The sequence below is a fragment of the Pyxidicoccus sp. M15 genome (assembly GCF_056858435.1).
Genome location: NZ_CM166495.1, coordinates 5592796 through 5615588 on the forward strand (window position 1 = coordinate 5592796; position 22793 = coordinate 5615588).

General features: G+C 72.1%; 1 protein-coding gene (running past one end of the window). It reads right to left on the reverse strand.

Features of this window, described 5'->3' with window-relative positions; genetic code table 11:
* A protein-coding gene (locus ACX9TP_RS21225; protein ID WP_482981544.1) for a non-ribosomal peptide synthetase crosses the window boundary here: on the reverse strand, positions 1-22793 show its 3' portion. The gene runs 4930 nt beyond the window's last position; the window shows 22793 of its 27723 coding nt (coding positions 4931-27723); the start codon falls outside the window, past its right edge; the stop codon is at positions 1-3.

Below are 22793 nucleotides of genomic sequence, written 5' to 3' on the forward strand. Positions count from 1 at the left end.
CTACTCCCGGAGGAGCGCCGCGAGCTGCTCGGCCACGGACGCAAGGTTCGGCGCCTCGAGCATCGTGAAGTGGTCTCCGGGCACCTCGAGCACCCGTGGCTCCGTGGACAGCCAGGTGCTCCAGCCGAGGTCCCCCGCACTGGCGGCCGCCTTGAGGAGCACGGCGCGGCCGGCATAGGAGGCCGGGACGTAGGTCCGCTGGGCCTCGCTGAGTCGCTGGAAGACGCGGAAGAGGCGCTCGGTCTCATCCAGGTCCAGCTCGGGCGCGGCCTCGGGCAGGCGCCCGAGCTGCTCCAGCAGCCAGGCCAGCCGCTCCCGGCCCTCGAGCTGCTCCAGCCTTGCCGTGTCCAACTTCAGGGACTGCCAGGGCAGGTCGAGGAGCCGGCCGAAGGTGGCCAGCTCCTTGAGGGCTCCGGGCTCCGGCGCGATGTGCGGCCCGGGAGCGTGGGTGTCGAGCATCACCAGCAGCTCCACCGTGTCGCCCTCCGCCTGGAACCGGCGGGCCAGCTCGTAGGCCACGAGCCCGCCGAAGGACCAGCCTCCCAGCAGGTACGGGCCCTGGGGCTGCACCGCGCGCAGCTGGGGGAGGTAGTGCTCGGCCAGCGCCTCGACGGACGCGGGCGGCGGCGCGCCACCGTCCAGTCCGGGCGCCCGGAGGGCGTAGACGGCCCGGTCCGCGGGGAGCAGGCGCGCCAGGCTGGCGTAGGCATCCACGCCGCCGCCACCGCCATGGATGAGGAACAGCGGGCGGCCATGCTCCTGTCCCGCCTTGAGGGGCACCAGGTTGGAGGCTGACGCGGTGGGCTCCGGCCGGGCGTCGTCCAAGGCACGGGCCAGGGCCGCGAGGGTGGGGTGCGCGAAGAGGGTGGCCAGCGGCACGCGCCGCTGCAGCTCTCGCTGGAGCCGGGAGACCAGTCGCGCGGCCAGGAGGGAGTGGCCCCCCAGCTCGAAGAAGTCGTCCTCGGCGCCCACGAGCGGCAGGCCCAGCACCTCCGCCCACAGCGCGGCGAGCCTTTCCTCCATGGGCGTGCGGGGGGCGACGTACTGGCTCGCGGAGGCCAGGTCCGGTGCGGGCAGGGCCTTGCGGTCCACCTTGCCGTGGATGTTGAGGGGCAGGGCCTCCAGGGTGACGAAGGCGGACGGCACCATGTACTCGGGCAGCTTCCGCAGGAGCGTGGCGCGCAGCGAGGCCGGCTCCACGGGCCTCGCCTCGTCCGTGACGACGTAGGCCACCAGCCGCTTGTTTCCGGGCACGTCCTCGCGCGCCAGCACCACGACGCGGCGGACCTCCGGCACCTCTTCCAGCGCGGCCTCGATTTCCCCCAGCTCGATGCGCAGGCCGCGCAGCTTCACCTGGAAGTCGATGCGGCCCAGGAACTCCAGCTCCCCGTTGGCCAGCCAGCGCACCTTGTCGCCGGTGCGGTACAGGCGCGCTCCCGGCTCCAGGGAGAAGGGATTGGGGACGAACTTCTCCGCGGTCAGCTCCGGGCGGCCCAGGTAGCCGCGCGCCAGGCCCGCGCCGCCCATGCACAGCTCGCCGGGCACGCCCACGGGCACCGGCCGCAGTCGCTCGTCCAGCACGTACGCCTGCATGTTCGCCAGCGGGCGTCCCAATGTCGGCCGGCGCGTGTCGGACGTAATCGGCCGTGCAACGGCATTGCAGGTGTACTCGGTGGGGCCGTAGACGTTGAAGGGGATGAGGTTGGGGTGCGTGGCCAGCCGCGTCCAGAGCGCCTCGTCTATCGCCTCGCCACCGGGCAGCACGCGAATGGGCCGCGAGTCGCCCAGGCCCTCGTCCAGCAGCAGGCGCAGGTGCGAGGGCGAGCAGTCCAGCAGGTCCACCTGGTGCTTCTCCAGCCAGGTCTTCATCAGCCCCAGGTCCTCGCGCGCCGCCTGCGGCACCACGCACAGCGCGTAGCCGTCCGCCAGCTGCACCAATTGCTGGACGGAGGAGTCGAAGGCCAGGGGCGCATTCAGCGTGGCGCGCAGCGGGCCCTCGGCGCGGGCGTGCACGATGAAGTCGATGGCGGCACGCATGTTCATGATGGAGGCGTGCTGCACCATGACGCCCTTGGGCCGGCCGGTGGAGCCCGACGTGTAGATGACGTACGCCAGGTGCTGCGGGGCGCTCACGTGGGACGGGTTGGCGTCGGACTCGCGGGCGAGCGCTTCACGCGTGTGGGGGCTGTCGAGGACGAGGGGCTCCACTCCGGAGCCCTCCAGCAGGCCGGCCAGGTGCTGCTGGGTGAGGACGAGGGGGGCGCCGCAGTCCTGGAGCATGAAGGCCAGGCGCTCGCGCGGGTAGGCCGGGTCCATGGGGACGTAGGCGGCGCCGGCCTTGAGGATGCCCAGCACGGCGACCACCGCGTCCACGCTTCGCTCCAGGCACAGGCCGATGCGCACCTCGGGTCCGGCGCCGCGCTGGCGCAGGAGTCGGGCGAGCCGGTTGGCGCGGCGGTTGAACTCGGCGAAGGACAGCTGGGTGGCGTCGTCGAGGACGGCCAGGGCGTCAGGCGTCTGTGCGGCCTGGGCCTCGATGCGCTCGTGGAGGGTGCCCACCCAGGGCACCTCGCGGCGCGTGTCGTTCCAGTCCACCAGGATGCGCTTCAGCTCGTCGCCCCCCATCAGCGGCAGGGCGTCCAGGCGGGTCTCCGGAGCGGAGACCGCGGCCTGGAGCAGGGTGTGCAGGTGCTCGGCCATGCGGGCCACGGTGGGCTGCTCGAACAAGTCCGTGCGGTAGGCGAGGGTGCCGGAGAAGCCCTCGGGCGTCTCGGTGAGGGCGAGGGTGAGGTCGAACTTCACCGTGTCCAGCCCGGACTCGACGGGCGCCAGGCGCAGCGGCGCAAGCCCCGCTTCGCCTCCACCCAGCTCCAGCGCCTGCACGGGCGTGTTCTGCAGCACGAGCATGACCTGGAAGAGGGGCGAGTGGCTGAGACTGCGCCGGGGCTGCAGCTCCTCCACCAGCTTCTCGAAGGGCACGTCCTGGTGCTCGTAGGCGCCCAGGGTGGTGGCTCGCACCTGGGCCAGCAGCTCGCGGAAGGTGGCTTCGGGCTTCACGTGCGAGCGCAGCACCAGGGTGTTGACGAAGAAGCCGATGAGGCCCTCCGTCTCCGCGCGGGTACGGCCGGCGATGGGCGAGCCGACGCTGACGTCCTCCTGCCCCGAGTAGCGCGCCAGCAGCACCTGCCACGCCGCCAGCAGCGCCATGAAGGGGGTGACGCCTTCTCGCTGGCAGAGCGCCAGCAATGCGTCCTTCAGCGCCCGGGGCAGGTGCACCGGGAGGTGGGCCCCACTGAAGGACAGGACGGCGGGACGGGGCTTGTCCGTGGGCAGCTCCAGCACGGGGGCCGCTCCGGAGAGCTGCTGCTTCCAGAAGCCGAGCTGGCGCTGGAGCACCGCGCCCCGCAGCCAGCCGCGCTGCCACTGGGCGAAGTCGGCGTACTGCACCGGCAGCGGCGGCAGCTCCGCCTCCCGGCCGGTGGCCCGGGCCTGGTACAGCGCGGCCACCTCGCGGACGAGCACGCCCATGGACCAGCCGTCGGAGACGATGTGGTGCATCGTCGCCAGCAGCACGTGTTCCTGCTCCCCGAGCCGGAGCAGCGTGACGCGGAAGAGGGGACCGGTGGCCAGGTCGAAGGGGCGCAGCGCCTCTTCGTGCGCCAGCCGCCGGGCCTCGTCCTCGCGCTCGGCGGCAGGCAGCGCCTCCAGGTCCACCACGGGCAGGCGGCGGTCCGAGGGCGCGTGGATGCGCTGGACGGGCTCGCCGTCGTGGACGGCGAAGGTGGTGCGAAGCGACTCGTGTCGCTCGATGAGCGAGGCGAAGGCCTTCTCCAGCGCGCCCACGTCCACCGGCCCGTGCATCCGCAGCGCGGTGGGAAGGTTGTACGCGGCACTGCCGGGCTCGAGCTGGTCGATGAACCAGAGGCGCTGCTGGGCGAACGACAGGGGCAGCGGCCCCGTCCGCGGCGCCGGGAGGAGCGCCGGCGCTGACTCCTGGCCCGAGGCTCCCTGGGCCCTGAGGCGCTCGGCGAGCGACTCGACGGTGGGCGCCTCGAAGAGGGCGCGCAGGGGCAGCTCCACGCCCAGGGTGGACCGCACGCGGGAGACGAGCTGGGTCGCCAGCAGGGAGTGTCCCCCCAGCTCGAAGAAGTGGTCCGTGATGCCCACCCGCTCCACGCGCAGCACCCGCGCGAAGAGGCCGGCCAGCAGCTCCTCGGTGGGGGTGCGCGGGGCGACGTAGCCCGCCTGCGAGCCGGACCGCACGGCCTCCGGCACGGGGAGGAGCTTGCGGTCGACCTTGCCGTTGGGATTGAGCGGGAAGGCGTCCAGCGGCACGAAGGCCGCGGGCACCATGAAGTCGGGCACGTGCTGGCGCACGTGGCGGCGCAGCGCGTCCACTTCAATCGTCTGGCCTTCGGCGGGGGTGACGTACGCGATGAGGCGCTTGTCACCGCCGGGCTCATCCTGGCGCGCCATCACCACCGCGCCCTTGACGGTGGGGTGGCCGCGCAGGACGGATTCGATTTCGCCCAGCTCGATGCGGAAGCCGCGAATCTTCACCTGGAAGTCGATGCGGCCCAGGAAGTCGAGCTCGCCGTCGGCCCTCCAGCGCACCAGGTCACCCACGCGGTACATGCGCGCGCCGGGCGTGGGGCTGAACGGGTCCGGCACGAAGCGCTCGGCGGTGAGGTCCGGCCGGCCGAGGTAGCCGCGCGCGAGGCCCGCGCCCGCGAGGTACAGCTCGCCCGGCACGCCAACGGGTTGGAGCTGCATGCCAGGCGTGAGGATGTAGCCGGAGGTCTGCGGCAGCGGCACGCCGATGGTGGGCTCGCCGGGGCCGTCGGGGACGCGCGCGTACGTGGAGTAGGTGGTGTCCTCCGTGGGGCCGTAGAAGTTGTAGACGTGCTGGACGGTGCCGGTGGCGTAGATGGCGCGCACCAGCGTGCCGGGCAGGGCTTCACCCGCGAGGTTGACGGTGGCGGCGGTGGGCGGAATGGCGCCCAGGCGCAGCAATTCCGCGGCGGCGGAGGGCACCGTGTTGACGAGCGTCACCTCGGCAGCGGCGGGCAGCGAGGCCAGTGCCAGCGCGTTGTCGGCCAGCAGCACCGTGCCGCCGCACGACAGCGGCGCGAAGATCTCGAAGACCGAGATGTCGAAGCAGATCGACGTCGCGGCCAGGGTGCCGGCGAACTGCTCGCGCGTGAAGGTGCGCAGCGACCAGTCGAGGAAGGCGGTGGAGCTGCCGTGGGAGATGGCCACGCCCTTGGGCCGGCCCGTCGAGCCGGACGTGTAGATGATGTGCGAGAGGTTGTCCGGCACGGCGTGGCAGACCGGGGCGGACGTGGGCAGCGCGTCGAAGGACTCGGGCAGCGCGTCGAGGCAGACGGTGCGCAGGCCCTGGGTGTCGAGCTGGAGTGAGGCAAGCAGCGACTGGTGCGACAGCAGGAACTGCGCGCCGGAGTCGGTGAGCGTGTAGTCGAGACGCCCGCGCGGGTAGGCCGGGTCCAGGGGGACGTAGGTGCCGCCGGCCTTGAGGACGGCAAGCATGGCGACGACGAGGTCCGCGGTGCGCTCCATGCAGATGGCGACGCGCACCTCGGGGCCGACGCCCAACGACTGGAGATGGTGCGCGAGGCGGTTGGCGCGCGCCTCGAGCTGCGCGTAGGTGAAGCGCTCCGTGCCCACGACCAGCGCCGTGGCCTCCGGCGTGCGGGCCACCTGCGCCGAGACGAGGTGGGGAATGAGGGTGCGCTGGAGGACGGTGCGCGTGTCGTTGAGCTCCTCCAGCAACTGGTGGCGCTCCGCGGCCGTGAGCAGGGAGACGGTCTCCAGGGGCTGCTCGGGCCGGTCCAGCAGGCCTTGCAGCAGCACGCGGAAGTGCTCCGCCATGCGCCCGGCCATGGCGGACGTGAAGAGCCCGGTGTTGTAGCGCAGGCTGCCCCGGAAGCCTTCCGGTGAGTCCGTGAGGATGAGCTCCAGCTCGAACTTGATGGTGGGGTTCTCCACGTCCAACGGACGCAGCGCCAGTCCCGTGCCCCGGGCCGGGGACGCCGGCGCGTTCTGCAGCGCGAAGAGCACCTGGAAGAGCGGACTGCGGCTCAGGTCCCGGGTGGACTGGTGCTCTTCCACCAGCCGCTCGAAGGGCACGTCCTGGTGGGAAAAGGCGCCCAGCGCCGTCTCCTTCACCTGGCGCAGCAGGTGGCGGAAGGACGTGCCGTGCGCCACGCGCGCGCGCAGCACCAGCGTGTTGACGAAGAAGCCGATGAGGCCTTCCAGATCTCCGCGCTGGCGGCCCGCGATGGGCGAGCCGACGGCGATGTCCTCCTGGCCCGAATAGCGGGACAGCAGCACCTGGAACGCCGCGAGCAGGGCCATGAAGGGCGTGGCGCCCTCCTGCTGGCAGAGTGCCTTGAGCTGCTCGGACGCGGACCGGGACAGGGCCACGGGCACGTGCGAGCCATGGAAGGTCTGCAGGGGCGGGCGGGGCTTGTCCGCGGGGAGCTCCAGGGTCGTGAGGCCCGAGAGCTGCTGCTTCCAATACCCGAGTTGCTCGTCGAGCACCGCCCCCTGCAGCCAGTGGCGCTGCCAGACGGCGTAGTCGGCGTACTGCACTTGCAGCGGCGGCAGTCGTGCCTCCCTGCCCGTGGTCCGGGCCTGGTACAGCGCGGCCAGCTCGCGCACGAGCACGCCCAGGGACCAGCCGTCGGAGACGATGTGGTGCATCGTCACCCGCAGCACGTGCTCCTCCGGCGCCAGACGCAGCAGCGAGGCCCGGAGCAGCGGGCCGGTGGTGAGGTCGAAGGGCCGCAGCGCCTCCGCCGTGCCCAGGCGGCGGACCTCGGCCTCGCGGGCCTCGGTGGACAGGGCGCTCAGGTCCACCACGGGCAGCGAGAAGCCGGGGCTCGGGTGGACGTGCTGCACCGGCTCGCCGTCCTCGACCGCGAAGGTGGTGCGCAGCACCTCGTGGCGCTCGAAGAGCGCGCGGAAGGCGTGCTCCAGGGCCGCCACGTCCAGCGCACCCTCCAGGCGCAGGGCCACGGGCATGTTGTAGGTGGCGCTGTCGGGCTCCAGCTGGTCGATGAACCACAGCCGCTGCTGGGCGAAGGACAGCGGCAGCCCGCCCGTGCGGTGCACGCGCACCAGGGGCGGAGCCACGGGCGCCTGCGCACCCCGGAGGGCGTCGATGTGCCCGGCCAGCCCCGAGAGGGTGGGGGCCTCGAAGAGGGTGCGCAGGGGCACCTCGACTCCGAAGGCAGTGCGGATGCGGGTGACGAGCTGGGTGGCCAGCAGGGAGTGGCCGCCCAGGGCGAAGAAGCTGTCATCCCGGCCCACGCGCTCCACGCGCAGCAGCGTGCGCCAGAGGGTGGCCAGCTGCTCCTCCGCGGGTGTGGCGGGCGGGTGGAAGGAAGCTTCGTTCCAAAGCGCCTCCGGTGCGGGCAGGGCCTTCCTGTCCACCTTGCCGTTGGGCGTCAGCGGCAGGGCTTCCAGCACCACGAAGGCCGAGGGCAGCATGTACTCCGGGAGCTGCTGGGCCAGCCAGGTGCGCAGGGCCTGGGGCTCCAGCCCGGAGGCACTGGCCTCCTCGGAGGAGGGGACGAGATAGGCGACGAGCCGCGGGCCGGTGGGCCCGTCCGCGCGCACCAGGGCCAGGGCGTCGGAGATGTACGGGTGCGAGCGCAGGGCGGCTTCGATTTCGCCCAGCTCGATGCGGAAGCCGCGCAGCTTCACCTGGAAGTCGGCGCGGCCCAGGTAGTCGAGCGTGCCGTCGGCCAGCCAGCGCACCCTGTCGCCGGTGCGGTACATGCGCGCGTCGGGCTCGGTGCTGAAGGCGTCCGGCACGAAGCGCTCGGCGGAGAGCTCCGGGCGGCGCAGGTAGCCGCGCGCCACGCCGGCTCCGCCGATGAAGAGCTCTCCGGGCACGCCCGGAGGCACCGGACGCAGGTACGCATCCAGCACGTAGACGCGGACGTTGGCGAGCGGCCGGCCAATGGTGGGCAGGGTGCCGGGCCGCACGTGGAAGGTGGTGGCGTCGACGGTGGTCTCGGTGGGGCCGTAGACGTTGAAGGTCTGGGTGCGCTCGGAAGCGGCGAGCTGCGCCCAGGTGGCTTCGTCGATGGCCTCGCCCCCGGGCACCAGCAGTCCGGGCACGTGGGCCGCTTCCAGCAGGCCCTCCTGCAGCATGAGCCGCAGCAACGAGGGGGTGCAGTCGAGTGCGTCGATGCGGCGCCGGGCCAGCCAGTCCACCAGGGCGTGCGCGTCCCTGCGCAAATCCTCGGGGACGATGTGCAGGCTGTGGCCGTCGAGCAGCTGGATGAGCTGCTTGATGGAGGCGTCGAACGCCAGCGGCGCATTGAGGGTGACGCGCGAGCCCGGCGGCAGGCCAGCGTAGACCGTCTGGCGCAAGGCCCGGTGGAGGTTGAGCACCGAGCGGTGCTCGATCATGACGCCCTTGGGTCGGCCGGTGCTGCCGGAGGTGTAGATGACGTAGGCGAGGCTTTGGGCTGTCACTCCGGAGTCAGGAGGTGACTGGGGCTGGCGCGCGAGCAGGGCTGCGTCGGCATCGAGCAGCACGAGGCGCTCGCCGCGTGAGGGCAGCCTGTTCGCCAGGGACTGCAGGGTGATGACGACCGGCGCGGCCGTGTCATCCAGCATGAAGCCCAGGCGCTCGGCGGGGGAGGCCGGGTCCAGGGGGACGAAGGCGCCGCCGGCCTTGAGGATGCCGAAGAGCGCGACGACCTGCTCGACGGAGCGCTCCAGCAGGAACGGGACGAGGGTGTCCGGGCCGACGCCCAGCGAGCGCAGGTGGTGCGCCAGTTGGTTGGCGCGTGCGTCCAGTTGGCCAAACGTGAGGGAGTCGTCGCCGAAGCGCAGGGCCTCCGCATCCGGAGTGCTTCGAGCCTGGGCCGCGAAGGCCTCGTGCAGGCATGCGCCCCGCGGGAAGGGCGCGGGCTGGCCATTCCACTCCACCAGCACGCGCTGGCGCTCGGCCTCCGACAGGAGGGAGACGTCGCGCAGCCGGCTGCTGGAATGCGACACCAGCGCCTCCAGCGCCAGCGCCCAGTGCTCCAGCAGTCCTTCCAGGCGTGGTGCTTCGAAGCGTCCCGCCGGACACGTCAGGCTCAGCCCCAGCCGCGGGCCGGGCACGGCCACGGCCACCAGCGGCAGGTCCGGTTGCTCACGCGCATGGACGTCCTGGATGCCCAGCTCGGCACCGGCCGAGTTCACCGCGGCGTCGACGGGGTAGTTCTCGAAGACGAAGAGGGACTGGAACAGCGGAGTGCCGCGAGGCACGTCGCTCCAACCCTGGATGCGCACCAGCGCGGAGTGCTCGTGCTGGCGCTGCTCCGCCTGCCGCGTGTGCAGTCCCTTGAGCCACGCGAGGACTCTCTGGTCCTCGTCCACGCGCACGCGCACGGGCAGCGTGTTGATGAACAGGCCCACGGCCTGCGCGATGCCGGGCACCGACGCGGAGCGGCCGGAGCTGGTCACTCCGAAGACGATGTCGTCCTCGCCCGTGTGTCGCGACAGCGCCAGGGCCCAGGCGGCCTGCACCACGTCGTTGGGGGTGAACTGGTGCTGGCGGGCGAAGGCCTGGAGCGCGGAGGTGGCCTCGGCGGAGAGCCGCGTGTGGCGCGCCTCGCGGGAGGGCGCCGCACCGGAGGTCGCGGCGCGCAGGCCTGGCAGGGGCGTGGGGGCGGTGAAGCCGCGCAGCGCCTCCCGCCAGTACGCCTCGGCGCGTTCTTCGGGCTGCTGCCGCAGCCAGGCGATGTAGTCGCGGAAGGCGCGCGACGGGCTCCGGGGCGGCGTGCGGCCCGCGCGGAGCTCGCCGTAGGCGGTGAAGAGCTCCTGGAAGAGCAGCCCCAGGCTCCAGCCGTCCAGCAGCAGGTGGTGGTGGCTCCAGAGGACGCGCCAGGTGTTCTCGCCCAGGCGCACCACCGTCATGCGCATCAGCGGAGGCCGGCGCAGGTCGAACCCGCGCACCCGGTCCTCGCGCATCAGGGCGTCGAGGCGTGCCCGCTGTGCGGCCTCGGGCACGTTGCTCCAGTCATGCTCCTCCCAGGGCAGGGGGACGCCCGGGTGGACGTGCTGCAGCGGCTCCTCCAGGCCTTCCCAGACGAAGGAGGTGCGCAGCAGCGGGTGGCGCTCCACCACGGCGTCGCACGCGCGCCGGAAGGCGGCCAGGTCCACGGTGCCACCGAAGGTCCACGCGAGCTGCGAGACGTAGACGCCCGAGCCGGGCTCCGCCAGCGTGTGGAAGAGCAGGCCCTGCTGGAGCGGCGACAGCGGGTAGAGGTCCTCCACGGCCAGGCCCGCTGGCAGCAGCCGGTCGAGCGTGGCCTGCTCCAGCTTCGCGAGCGGGAAGTCGGCCGGCGTGTAGCGGCGCGCGTCCTCGGAAGCGCGGGTGGCGATGAGCTGCCGCAGCGCCGCGAGGCAGTGCGTGGCCAGCGCCTGGACGGTCTGCTCCCGGTGCAGCGCCGTGCTGTACGTCCAGCCCAGCGTCAGCCGGCCTTCGAAGACGTAGCCGGTGACTTCCAGCGCGTGGGTGCGCTTGCCCTCCGGGCTCCTCAGCGCGCCCGATGGCCCTCCCGTGGGCGTGAAGGGCGGCGGCGTGGCGCCCGGCGCCTGCGAGCCGCCGAGCTGGTCGAACTGGCCCAGGTAGTTGAAGATCACCTGCGCCTGGGGAGCGTCGCGCAGGACGCGGGCCCCTTCGTCGCCGGACAGGTAGCGCAGCAGCCCGTAGCCCATGCCACGCCGGGGCAGGCGGCGCCGCGCGTCGCGCACGGCGCGCAGCCGGTCGCCCGGGGTGGCGGCGCCGGAGACGTCGAACACGACGGGATACAGCGAGGTGAACCAGCCCACGGTGCGTGACAGGTCCACGTCCTCGAAGAGGTCCTCGCGGCCGTGGCCCTCCAGGTCCACGCGCAGCCGGGGCTGGCCCGTCCAGTGCGTCACGCCTTCCACCACCGCGGCCAGCAGCACGTCATCGATATGGGCGCGCCAGGCGGCGGGAGTCTCCTGGAGCAGCTGGCGCGTCTCCTCCGCGTCCAGCGACACGCTCACCCCGCGGGCGGAGGCCTGCGTGTTGCCGCCGCCCGGCAGGTCCACCGGCAGGGCGGGCACGTGCGCGTGAGCGGCTTCCTGCCAGTAGGGCCACTCGTGCGTCAGCGCCTCGGAGCGGGCGAAGGCCCGCAGCTTCTCCGCCCAGGCCTTGAAGGAGGTGGACTTCGGAGGCAGGACCACCGCCTCGCCGCGCAGCAGCTGTGAATAGGCGGTGGCCAGGTCCTCCAGCAGGATGCGCCAGGAGACGCCGTCCACGGCGAGGTGGTGGATGGCCAGCAGCAGCCGGGGCGCACGGGCCGGGCCGAAGTGGAAGAGGGCGGCGCGCAGCAGCAGTCCCTCGTCCAGCCGGAGGCTGGCCTGGATGCGGGTGGCCTCGGCCTCCAGCGCCTGGGCCTGTTCGGCCTCGGGCAGGGAGGACACGTCCACCACCTCCACGCGCACGAGCGCCTCCACTCCGGCGAGGTGCTGGTGCGCGGTGCCGTCCGCCCCGTGCGTGAAGCGCAGGCGCAGCGAGTCGTGGTGCGCCACCAGGGACTGGAGGGCTTTCTCCAGGACAGGCACGTCCACCGCCCCGCGAGCGGCCAGGACGACGGCCTGGTTGTAGTGGTGGAGGTGGACCGGCGGCTGCTCGAAGAAGGCGAGCTGGATGGGCGTCAGCGGCACCGGGCCTCGCACCACGCCCTGCTCGGCCTGGACCTGGCCTTCACGCTTCACCACGCGCGCCAGGGCCTCCAGCGTCTGGTGCTGGAAGACGAGGTTGGCGGCCAGGTGCAGGCCCGCGCGGCGGGCGCGAGAGACGAGCTGGATGGCGAGGATGGAGTCACCGCCCAGCTCGAAGAAGTTGTCGTGCGGCCCGACGCGGGGCACGCCCAACAGCTCCGCCCAGACCGTGGCCAGGGCGGCTTCCTCGGGCGTGCGAGGCCCGGTGAAGTCCCCGTCGTCGCGCGGCCGCGCCTCCGGAGCGGGCAGGGCCTTCCTGTCCACCTTGCCCGTGGGCGTCAGCGGCAGGGCCTCCAGCACCACGAAGGCCGAGGGCACCATGAACTCGGGCAGCCGCTCGGCCAGGAAGGTGCGCAGGGCCTTTGTGTCGGGGCTCCGGGCCTCTCCAGGGGCGGGCACGACGTAGGCGACGAGCCTCGGGCCGGTGGGCCCATCCGTGCGCACCAGGGCCACCGCGTCGGAGACGTCAGGGTGCGAGCGCAGGGCGGACTCGACTTCGCCCAGCTCGATGCGGAAGCCGCGCAGCTTCACCTGGAAGTCGGCCCGGCCCAGGTACTCCACCGTCCCGTCCTCGCTCCACCTCGCCAGGTCCCCGGTGCGGTACATGCGCGCGCCGGGCTCGGTGCTGAAGGCGTCCGGCACGAAGCGCTCCGCCGTCAGCTGCGGCCGCCTCCAGTAGCCCCGCCCCACCTGCACCCCGCCGATGTACAGCTCTCCGGCCACGCCCACCGGCACCGGCTGCCCGTGCGCGTCCAGGATGTGGATGCGCGTGTTGGCCACCGGCCTGCCAATGGGCACGCTGCGCCGCGCGTCCCCTCGCGGGCAGGCCCAGTACGTCACGTCCACCGCCGCTTCCGTCGGGCCGTAGAGGTTGTGCACCTCGGCCACCGGCAGCTTCTCCTGCGCCCTCCTCACCAGGTCCGCTGGCAGCGCCTCGCCGCTGCAGACCACCCGCTTCAGCTGCGTCAGCTGCTCCAGCCCGGGCTCCTCCACGAAGGCGCCCAGCATCGACGGCACGAAGTGCACCGTCGTCACCCGCTCCTCGGCCATCAGCCGCACGAGGTACGCCGGCTCCTGGTGGCCTCCCGGACGGGCCACCACCAGCCGCGCACCCACCAGCAGCGGCCAGAAGAACTCCCAGACCGACACGTCGAAGCTGAAGGGCGTCTTCTGCAGCACCGTGTCCGCGGACGTCAGCCCGTACTCCTGCTGCATCCACAGCAGCCGGTTGACGACGCCGGAGTGGGCATTCATCGCCCCCTTGGGACGGCCGGTGCTGCCGGAGGTGAAGATGACGTACGCCAGAGACTCCGGCCCGGCCAGGGAGACGGGGCACGACGCGGGCTGGCGGGCCACCACGTCCCAGTCACTGTCCAGGCACAACACGCGGGCGGAGTGGGGCGGCAGCACCCCGAGCAGGTGCCGCTGGGTCAGCAGCACCGGGGCGGCCGCGTCCTCGAGCATCCACGCCAGCCGCTCGCGCGGGTAGGCCGGGTCCAGCGGCACGTAGGCGGCGCCCGCCTTGAGCACGCCCAACAGCGCCACCACCAGCTCCAGCGAGCGCTCCAGGCACACGCCCACCAGCACCTCGGGGCCGGCGCCCAGCGTGCGCAGCTGGTGCGCCAGCTGGTTGGCACGGGCATCCAGCTGGGCATACGTGAGGGCGTCGTCGCCGAAGCGAAGGGCGACGGCGTCCGGAGTGCGGCGGGCCTGGGCCTCGAAGAGGTGGTGGATGCAGGCGTCCTGCGGGAAGGGCATGGGCTGCCCCATCCACTCCACCAGCAGGCGGTGCCGCTCGGCCGCGTCCATCAATGGCAGCGCGAAGAGAGGCTCGTCCGGGCGGGCGACAATGCCCTCCAGCAGCGTGAGCAGGTGGCCGGCCATGCGCGCCACGGTCGACGCGTCGAACAGGTCCGTGGCGTACACGAGCTCGCCCCGGAAGCCGTCGGGTGTCTCCTCCAGGGCGAGGCTCAGGTCGAACCTGGCCAGGAAGGCTTCCGGAGCCTGCGGCTGCAGGCGCAGCCCCGGCAGCTCCAGCGGACCCATGGGGGTGTTCTGGAGGGCGAAGCTGACCTGGAAGAGGGGCGAGTGGCCCAGGCTGCGCTGGGGCTGGAGCTCGTCGACGAGCTTGTCGAAGGGAAGGTCCTGGTGCTCGTAGGCGGCCAGCGTGCTGGTGCGCACCTGGGCCAGCAGTGAGAGGAAGGAGTCTTCGGGCTTCAGCTGCGTGCGCAGGACGAGGGTGTTGACGAAGAAGCCGATGAGCCCCTCCGTCTGTCCATGGGTGCGACCGGCGATGGGCGCGCCAACGACGATGTCCGCCGCGCCGGAGTAGCGGTGGAGCAGGACCTGGAAGCCCGCCAGCAGCGTCATGAAGGGCGTCACGCCCTGGCGCGTGGAGAGGCGCTTGAGGGACTCGGAGAGTCCGCGCGGCAGGCGCACCGGCAGCTGCGCGCCACGGTGGGACTGCACGGCGGGGCGCGGCCTGTCGCCAGGCAACTCCAGCACGTGGGGGACGCCCGCCAGGTGCTCGCGCCACCAGCCCAGCTGCTTCTCCAGCGCGTCGCCCTGGAGCCAGCCGCGCTGCCATGCGGAGTAGTCGGCGTACTGCACCGGCAACTGCGGCAGCGGAGAGGGCTGCCCCTTCGCGAAGGCGGCATAGAGGGCCGCCACCTCGCGCACCAGCACGCCCATGGACCAGCCGTCGGAGACGATGTGGTGCATGGTGAAGAGCAGCACGTGCACTTCGTCGTCCAGACGCAGCAGCGAGCCGCGCAGCAGCGGGCCGGTGGCGAGGTTGAAGGGGCGCAGCGCCTCTTCTCGTGCCAGCCCGCGGGCCTCTGCTTCGCGCTGGGCAGCGGGCAGCCCCGTCAGGTCCACCCGCGCCAGGGAGAAGTCACTGTCGGGATGGATGCACTGCACCGGCTGGTCTTCACGGGAGGCGAAGGTGGTGCGCAGGACCTCGTGACGGCGCACCACCTCGGCCAGCGCGCGCTCCAGTGCCCTGGCGTCCAACGCACCCTCCAGGCGCAAGGCCTCGGGCAGGTTGTAGGTGGCGCTGTCAGGCTCCAGCTGGTCGATGAGCCACAGCCGCTGCTGGGAAAACGAGAGTGGCAGCTCGCCCGTGCGAGGCACCGGGACGAGCGCAGGCAGGGTGAGCCCGCGGGCCTGTCGACGGCTCACCTCCACCTGCCCGGCGAGCTGCGAGAGGGTGGGGGCGGAGAACAGCTCGCGCAGGGACAGCTCGACGCCGAAGAGGGAGCGCAGGCGGGAGATGAGCTGGGTGGCCAGCAGGGAGTGTCCGCCCAGCTCGAAGAAGTCATCGTGGAGGCCGACGCGAGGGACGCCCAGCAGCTGGGACCAGAGGTCGGCCAGCAGCTCTTCGGTGGGAGTGCGCGGTGCGACCTCGTCGACGCTGGGGGCCGCGGCCTCCGGGGTGGGCAGGGCCTTGCGGTCCACCTTGCCGTTGGGCGTCAGCGGCAGGGCGTCCAGGTGCACGATGATGGCAGGCACCATGTACTCGGGCAGCTGCCGGGCGAGGGAATCGCGCAGGGCCCGGGAGTCCAGGGACTCGGGAGCGACACCTGCCGCGGGCACGACGTACGCGACGAGCCGCGGGCCGGAAGGCCCGTCCGTGCGCACGGCGGCCACGGCGTCGGAGACGCCCGGGTAGGAGCGCAGAGCGGCTTCGACTTCGCCCAGCTCGATGCGGAAGCCGCGCAGCTTCACCTGGCCGTCCCGGCGGCCCAGGAAGTCGATGGTGCCGTCCGGGAGGAAGCGCGCCAGGTCTCCGGTGCGGTACATGCGCGCGCCGGGCTCGGTGCTGAAGGCATCGGGGATGAAGCGCTCGGCTGTGAGCTCCGGGCGGCGCAGGTAGCCGCGCGCCACGCCCGCTCCGCCGATGAACAGCTCACCGGTGACACCCACGGGCACCGGCTGCAGCCTCGCATCGAGGATGTAGAGCGCCGTATTGGCGATGGGCCGGCCGATGGGGACGGCCCCATGGATTAGACCGCTCTCGTTCACGTCATGGATGGAGCAGCCGACGACGGTCTCGGTGGGGCCGTACTCGTTGATGAGGCGCACGCGCGGGGCCAGCTGGCGCCAGCGCTCCACGGTGGCAGCGGGCAGGGCTTCGCCACCGACGACGAAGGTGCCTTCCTGGAGCGCCAGCTCCGGCGCCGTCATCAGGTCCAGCAGGGCCTGAAGGTGGGCGGGAGTCAGCTTGACGAGGCCGTGGCGGTGAACGCGCAGGGACTGGGCAAGCGCCTCCAGCTCATTGCCGGAGGGAAGCAGGTGCACGCAGCCGCCGACCAGCAGGGGAGTGAGGAGGCTGGTGAGGGTGGCGTCGAAGGCGACGGAGGTATGCACCGGGGCGCTCTGCCCGGAGGACACGCGGTACTCCTGGCGTGCCCACGCGAGGTAATGGGCGACGCCCCGCTGGGTGACCATGACGCCCTTGGGGCGGCCGGTGCTGCCGGAGGTATAGAGGACGTAGGCGAGGCTTTCGGCCGTCACCCCGGATTCAGGAGGCGATTGCGGCTGGCGCGCGAGCAGCGGCGCATCCACGTCGAGCAGCACGTACAGCTCACCTCGCGAGGGCAGCTCGTCCGCGAGGTGCTCCACGGTGATGACGACCGGGGCGGCGGAGTCGGCCAGCATGAAGCCCAGGCGCTCGGCGGGGTAGGTCGGGTCCAGCGGAACGAAGGCGCCTCCCGCCTTGAGGACGCCGAGCATGGCCGTCACCAGCTCCAGGGAGCGCTCCAGGAACAGTGCGACGAGGGTGTCCGGGCCGATGCCCAGGGAGCGCAGGTGGTGAGCCAGCTGGTTGGCGCGGGCGTCCAGCTGGGCATAGGTGAGCGAGTCGTCGCCGAAGCGAAGGGCGATGGCGTCGGGAGTGCGCTGGGCCTGGGCTTCGAAGAGCCGGTGGACGCAGCTGTCGCGGGGGAAGTCGCGGGCGGTGGCGTTCCACTCCACCAGCACCTGACGCTGCTCCTCCTCGGACAGCAGCGGCAGCCAGGACACCGGCGTCTCGGGCCTTGCCGCGGCCGCCTCCAGCACCGTGCCCAGGTGCCGTACCAGCCTGTCGATGGTGGCGGGCTCGAAGAGGTCGGTGCGGTACTCGCACGTGCAGGTCAGGCCCTGCGCCGTCGGGAAGATGAAGAGGGTGAGGTCCAGGCGCGAGGCGGCCTCGGTGGTGCGCTCGGGCGCGAGGGTGAGGCCGGGCACCTTCAGCTCGGTGGTGGGCTGGTTCTGGAGCACCAGCTTCACCTGGAAGAGGGGCGCGTGGCCGAGGCTTCGCTCGGGGTTGATGACCTTGACCAGCTCCTCGAAGGGCAGGTCCTGGTGGGCATACGCGTCCAGGGCGGTGGCTCGCACGCGGCCGAGCAGCTCGCGGAAGCTCGGGTCTCCGCCCACCTGGGCGCGCAGTGCCAGCTGGTTGATGAAGAAGCCGATGAGGCCTTCGGTCTCCGCGCGGTTGCGGTTGGCGATGTCCGTGCCGATGACGAAGTCCTCCTGCCCCGAGTACCGGGAGAGGACCACCTCGAAGCCGGCGAGCAGCACCATGAAGAGGGTCGCACCCTCCCGGCGGCCGAGGGCCTGGAGCGAGTCGACCAGTGCGCTCGGCAGCACGTGCGTGTGATGCGCGCCGAGGAAGCCCTGGACGGCCGGGCGGGGCCTGTCGGTGGGCAGCTCCAGCAGGTGGGGAGCGCCCGCGAGGTGCTCGCGCCACCAGGACAGCTGTGCTTCGAGGGCTTCACCCTGGAGCCAGGAGCGCTGCCAGGCGGCGTAGTCGGCGTACTGCACCGGCAGCCGCGGCAGGGACGAAGGCTGGCCCTGTGTGAAGGCGGCGTAGAGGGCCGCCACCTCGCGCACCAGCACGCCCATGGACCAGCCGTCCGAGACGATGTGGTGCATCGTCAGCAGCAGCACGTGCGTGTCTTCGCCCAGCCGGAGCAGTGAGACACGCAGCAGCGGGCCGGTGGCGAGGTTGAAGGGACGCAGGGCTTCCGCGCGCGCCAGCCGGCGGGCCTCTTCCTCGCGCTGGGCCGTGGGCAGGTGCGTCAGCTCCACCCGGGCCAGGGTGAAGTCACCGGTGGGGTGGATGCGCTGCACCGGCTGGCCTTCACGCGAGCTGAAGGTGGTGCGCAGCGTTTCGTGGCGGCGCACCACCTCGGCCAGGGTGTGCTCCAGTGCGTCTGCGTCCAACGCGCCCGTCAAGCGGAGTGCCACGGGGATGTTGTAGCTGGCGCTATCGGGGTCCAGCTGATCGACGAACCACAGCCGCTGCTGGGCGAAGGACAGCGGCAGCTCGCCCGTGCGAGGCGCCGGGGTGAGTGCAGGCAGGGTGAGGCCCTGGGCCTCCCTGCGGCTCTTCTCCACCTGCTGCGCCAGCTCGACCACCGTCGGGGCGGAGAACAGCTCGCGCAGGGACAGCTCCACGCCGAAGAGGGCGCGGACGCGGGAGAGGAGTTGGGTCGCCAGCAGCGAGTGGCCGCCCAGCTCGAAGAAGTCGTCGTGGATGCCGACCCGGGCAACACCCAGCAACTGGCACCAGAGGTCGGCCAACATGGCTTCGGTGGAGGTGCGCGGGGCGACAGGCTCGGAGGCCACCGCATGGATTGCGTCCGGGGTGGGCAGCGCCTTCCTGTCCACCTTGCCGTTGGGCGTCAGCGGTAGGGCGTCCAGGTGCACGAGGACGGAAGGCACCATGTACTCGGGCAACTGCCGGGCGAGGGCCTCGCGCAGGGCCTGAGTCTCCAGAGCCTCGGCGGCACCTGCCGCGGGCACGACGTACGCGACGAGCCGCGGGCCGGTGGGCCCGTCCGTGCGCACGGTGGCCACGGCGTCGGAGACGCCCGGCAGGGAGCGCAGGGCGGCTTCGACTTCGCCCAGCTCGATGCGGAAGCCGCGCAGCTTCACCTGCCCATCCCGGCGGCCCAGGAAGTCGATATTGCCGTCGGGCAGGAAGCGCGCCTGGTCTCCGGTGCGGTACATGCGCGCGCCGGGCTCGGTGCTGAAGGCGTCCGGTACGAAGCGCTCAGCAGTGAGCTCCGGGCGGCGCAGGTAGCCGCGCGCCACGCCCGCGCCGCCGATGTACAGCTCGCCGGTGACGCCCACCGGCACCGGCTGCAACTGCGCGTCGAGGATGTAGAGCGCCGTATTGGCGATGGGCCGGCCGATGGGCACCAGGCCTCGCACCACGCCGTCGCGGCTGACGTCGTAGATGGAGCAGCCGACGACTGTCTCTGTCGGGCCGTATTCGTTGATGAGGCGCGCGCGGGGAGCCAGCTGACGCCAGCGCTCCACGGTGGCGGCGGGCAGGGCTTCGCCGCCGACGACGAAGGCGCCCTCCTGGAGGGCCAGCTCCGGCGCCGTCATCAGGTCCAGCAGGGCCTGCACGTGAGCGGGAGTCAGCTTGACCAGGCCGTGGCGGTGAACGCGCAGGGTCTGGGCAAGCGCCTCCAGCTCATTGCCAGAGGGAAGCAGGTGGAGGGTGCCGCCAGCCAGCAGCGGCGTCAGCAGGCTGGTGAGGGTGGCGTCGAAAGCGACGGACGTGTGCACGGGGGCTGAGAGCCCCGGCGTCAGGCGGTACTCCTGCTGAGCCCAGTGGAGGTAGTGGACGAGGCCACGCTGGGTGACCATGACGCCCTTGGGGCGGCCGGTGCTGCCAGAGGTGTAGAGGACGTAGGCAAGGCCTTCGGCCGTGGCCGAGGCCTCGAGAGGCGAGGTGGGGTAGCGCGAGAGCAGCCGCTCATCGGCATCGAGCAGCACGTGCTGCTCACCGCGCGAGGGAAGCTCATCCGCCAGGCGCTCCACGGTGATGACGACCGGGGCCGCGGAGTCGGCCAGCATGAAGCCCAGGCGCTCCGCGGGGTAGGCCGGGTCCAGCGGGACGAAGGCGCCGCCCGCCTTGAGCACGCCGAAGACGGCCACCACCAGCTCGATGGACCGCTCCAGCAGGAGGGCGACGAGGGTGTCCGGGCCGATACCCAGCGCGCGCAGGTGGTGAGCCAGCTGGTTGGCGCGGGCATCCAGCTGGGCATAGGTGAGCGAGTCCTCACCGAAGCGAAGAGCCACCGCGTCCGGAGTGCTTCGGGCCTGGGCCTCGAAGAGCAGGTGGACGCAGCTGTGGCGGGGGAAGTCGCGTGAGGTGGCGTTCCACTCCACCAGGAGGCGCTGGCGCTCGGCGGAGTCCATGAGCGGCAGTGCGGAGATGGAACGCTCCGGGTCGGCGACGATGCCCTCCAGCAGCGTGAGCAGATGTCCGGCCATGCGCTGCACGGTCGAGGCATCGAACAGGTCCTCGGCGTACACGAGGCCGCCGCGGAAGCCGTCAGGCGTCTCCTCCAGGACGAGGCCAAGGTCGAACTTGGCCCGCAGCGATTCGGGAGGGAGCGGGTGCAGGCGCAGCCCTGGCACCTGCAGCGGGCCCATGGGGGCGTTCTGGAAGGTGAAGTCGACCTGGAAGAGGGGCGAGTGGCCCAGGCTGCGCTGGGGACGCAGCTCCTCGACGAGCTTGTCGAAGGGAAAATCCTGGTGCTCGTAGGCGGCCAGGGTGGTGGTGCGCACCTGGCCCAGCAGCGACAGGAACGAAGCCCGCGCGTCAATCCGCGTCCTCAGCACGAGGCTGTTGAGGAAGAAGCCGATGAGGTTCTCGGTCTGGGTGTGGGTGCGGCCGGCGATGGGCGAGCCGACGACGATGTCCTCCACGCCGGAGTAGCGGTGCAGCAGGACCTGGAAGCCGGTCAGCAGCGTCATGAAGGGCGTCACACCCTGGCGGGTGGAGAGGCGCTTGAGGGACTCGGAGAGGTCGCGCGGCAGGCGCACGGGCAGGTTCGCGCCACGGTGGGACTGCACGGCGGGGCGCGGCCTGTCGCCAGGCAACTCCAGGACATGGGGCGCGTCAGCGAGCTGGTCGCGCCACCAGGACAGCTGCTTCTGGAGGGCCTCGCCCTGCAACCAACCCCGCTGCCAGGCCGAGAAGTCGACGTACTGCACCGGCAACCGCGGCAGCGGAGAGGGCTGCCCCTTCGCGAAGGCGGCATAGAGAGCCACCGCCTCGCGCACCAGCACACCCATGGACCAGCCGTCCGAGACGATGTGGTGCATCGTCAGCAGCAGCACGTGGACTTCATCGTCCAGCCGCAGCAGCGAGCCGCGCAGCAGCGGACCGGTGGCGAGGTTGAAGGGGCGCAGCGCCTCTTCCCGCGCCAGCCTGCGGGCCTCCTGCTCGCGCTGCTCGGCAGGCAGCTCCGTCAGCTTCACCCGGGCCAGGGAGAAGTCCGTGCCGGGGTGGATGCACTGCACGGGCTGCCCCTCGCGCGAGACGAAGGTGGTGCGCAGGGCCTCGTGACGGCGCACCACTTCGGCCAGCGCGCCCTCCAGGGCCTTTGCGTCCAGCGCGCCCTCCAGGCGCAAGGCGACGGGGATGTTGTAGGTGGCGCTGTCGGGCTCCAGCTGGTCGATGAACCACAGCCGCTGCTGGGCGAAGGACAGTGGCAGCGCGTCCGTACGCGGTACCGGGACGAGGGGAGGCAGGGTGAGGCCCCGGGCCTCCCTGCGGCTCTTCTCCACCTGCTGGGCGAACTCCGCGAGCGTGGGGGCCGAGAACAGCTCCTCGAGGGACAGCTCGACCTCGAAGAGGGTGCGAGTGCGGAAGATGAGCTGGATGGCCAGCAGCGAGTGGCCGCCCAGCTCGAAGAAGTGGCCGTGGAGGCCCACGCGCTCCAGGCCCAGCACCTGGGCCCAGAGGTCGGCCAGAAGGGTCTCGGTGGCGGTGCGCGGTGCGACGTACTCGGAGGCCGCCACATGGGTTGCATCCGGTGAGGGCAGGGCCTTCCTGTCCACCTTTCCGTTGGGCGTCAGCGGCAGGGCGTCCAGGTGCACGATGATGGAAGGCACCATGTACTCGGGCAGCTGCTGGGCGAGTGCATCGCGCAGGGCCCGGGCGTCCAGGGACTCGGGCGCGGCACCTGCCGCGGGCACGACGTAGGCGACGAGCCGCGGGCCAGTAGGCCCATCCGTGCGCACGGCGGCCACGGCGTCGGACACGCCTGGGAGGGAGCGCAGGGCGGCCTCGACTTCGCCCAGCTCGATGCGGAAGCCGCGCAGCTTCACCTGTCCGTCCCGGCGGCCCAGGAAGTCGATATTGCCGTCGGGCAGGAAGCGCGCCAGGTCGCCCGTGCGGTACATGCGCGCGCCGGGCACAGTGCTGAAGGCATCGGGGATGAAGCGCTCGGCGGTGAGCTCCGGGCGGCCCAGGTAGCCACGCGTTACGCCCGCGCCGCCGATGTACAGCTCACCGGTGACACCCACCGGCACCGGCTGCAGCTGAGCGTCGAGGATGTAGAGCGCCGTGTTGGCGATGGGCCGGCCGATGGGCACAGCGCCCTGGACGAGGCCACCCGCCTGCAAGTCATAGATGGAGCAGCCGACGACCGTCTCGGTGGGGCCGTACTCGTTGATGAGGCGCACGCGCGGGGCCAGCTGGCGCCAGCGCTCCACGGTGGCGGCGGGCAGGGCTTCGCCACCGACGACAAAGGTGCCTTCCTGGAGCGCCAGCTCCGGCGCCGTCATCAGGTCCAGCAGGGCCTGGAGGTGAGCCGGGGTGAGTTTGACGAGGCCGTGGCGGTGAACGCGGAGGGACTGTGCGAGGGCCTCCAGCTCATTGCCGGAGGGAAGCAGGTGCACGCAGCCGCCGACCAGCAACGGCGTGAGGAGGCTGGTGAGGGTGGCGTCGAACGCGACGGAGGTATGCACCGGGGCCGAGTGCCCGGGAGCCAGGCGGTACTCGTGCAGGGCCCAGTGCAGGTAGTGGACGAGGCCGTGGTGCGGCACCATGACGCCCTTGGGGTGGCCGGTGCTGCCGGAGGTGTAGAGGACGTAGGCGAGGCTCTCGGCCGTCACCCTGGATTCAGGAGGCGACTGGGGCTGGCGTGCGAGCAGCGGCGCGTCCGTGTCGAGCAGGACGCGGTGCTCGCCGCGAGAGGGCAGCTTGCCGGCCAGGGGCT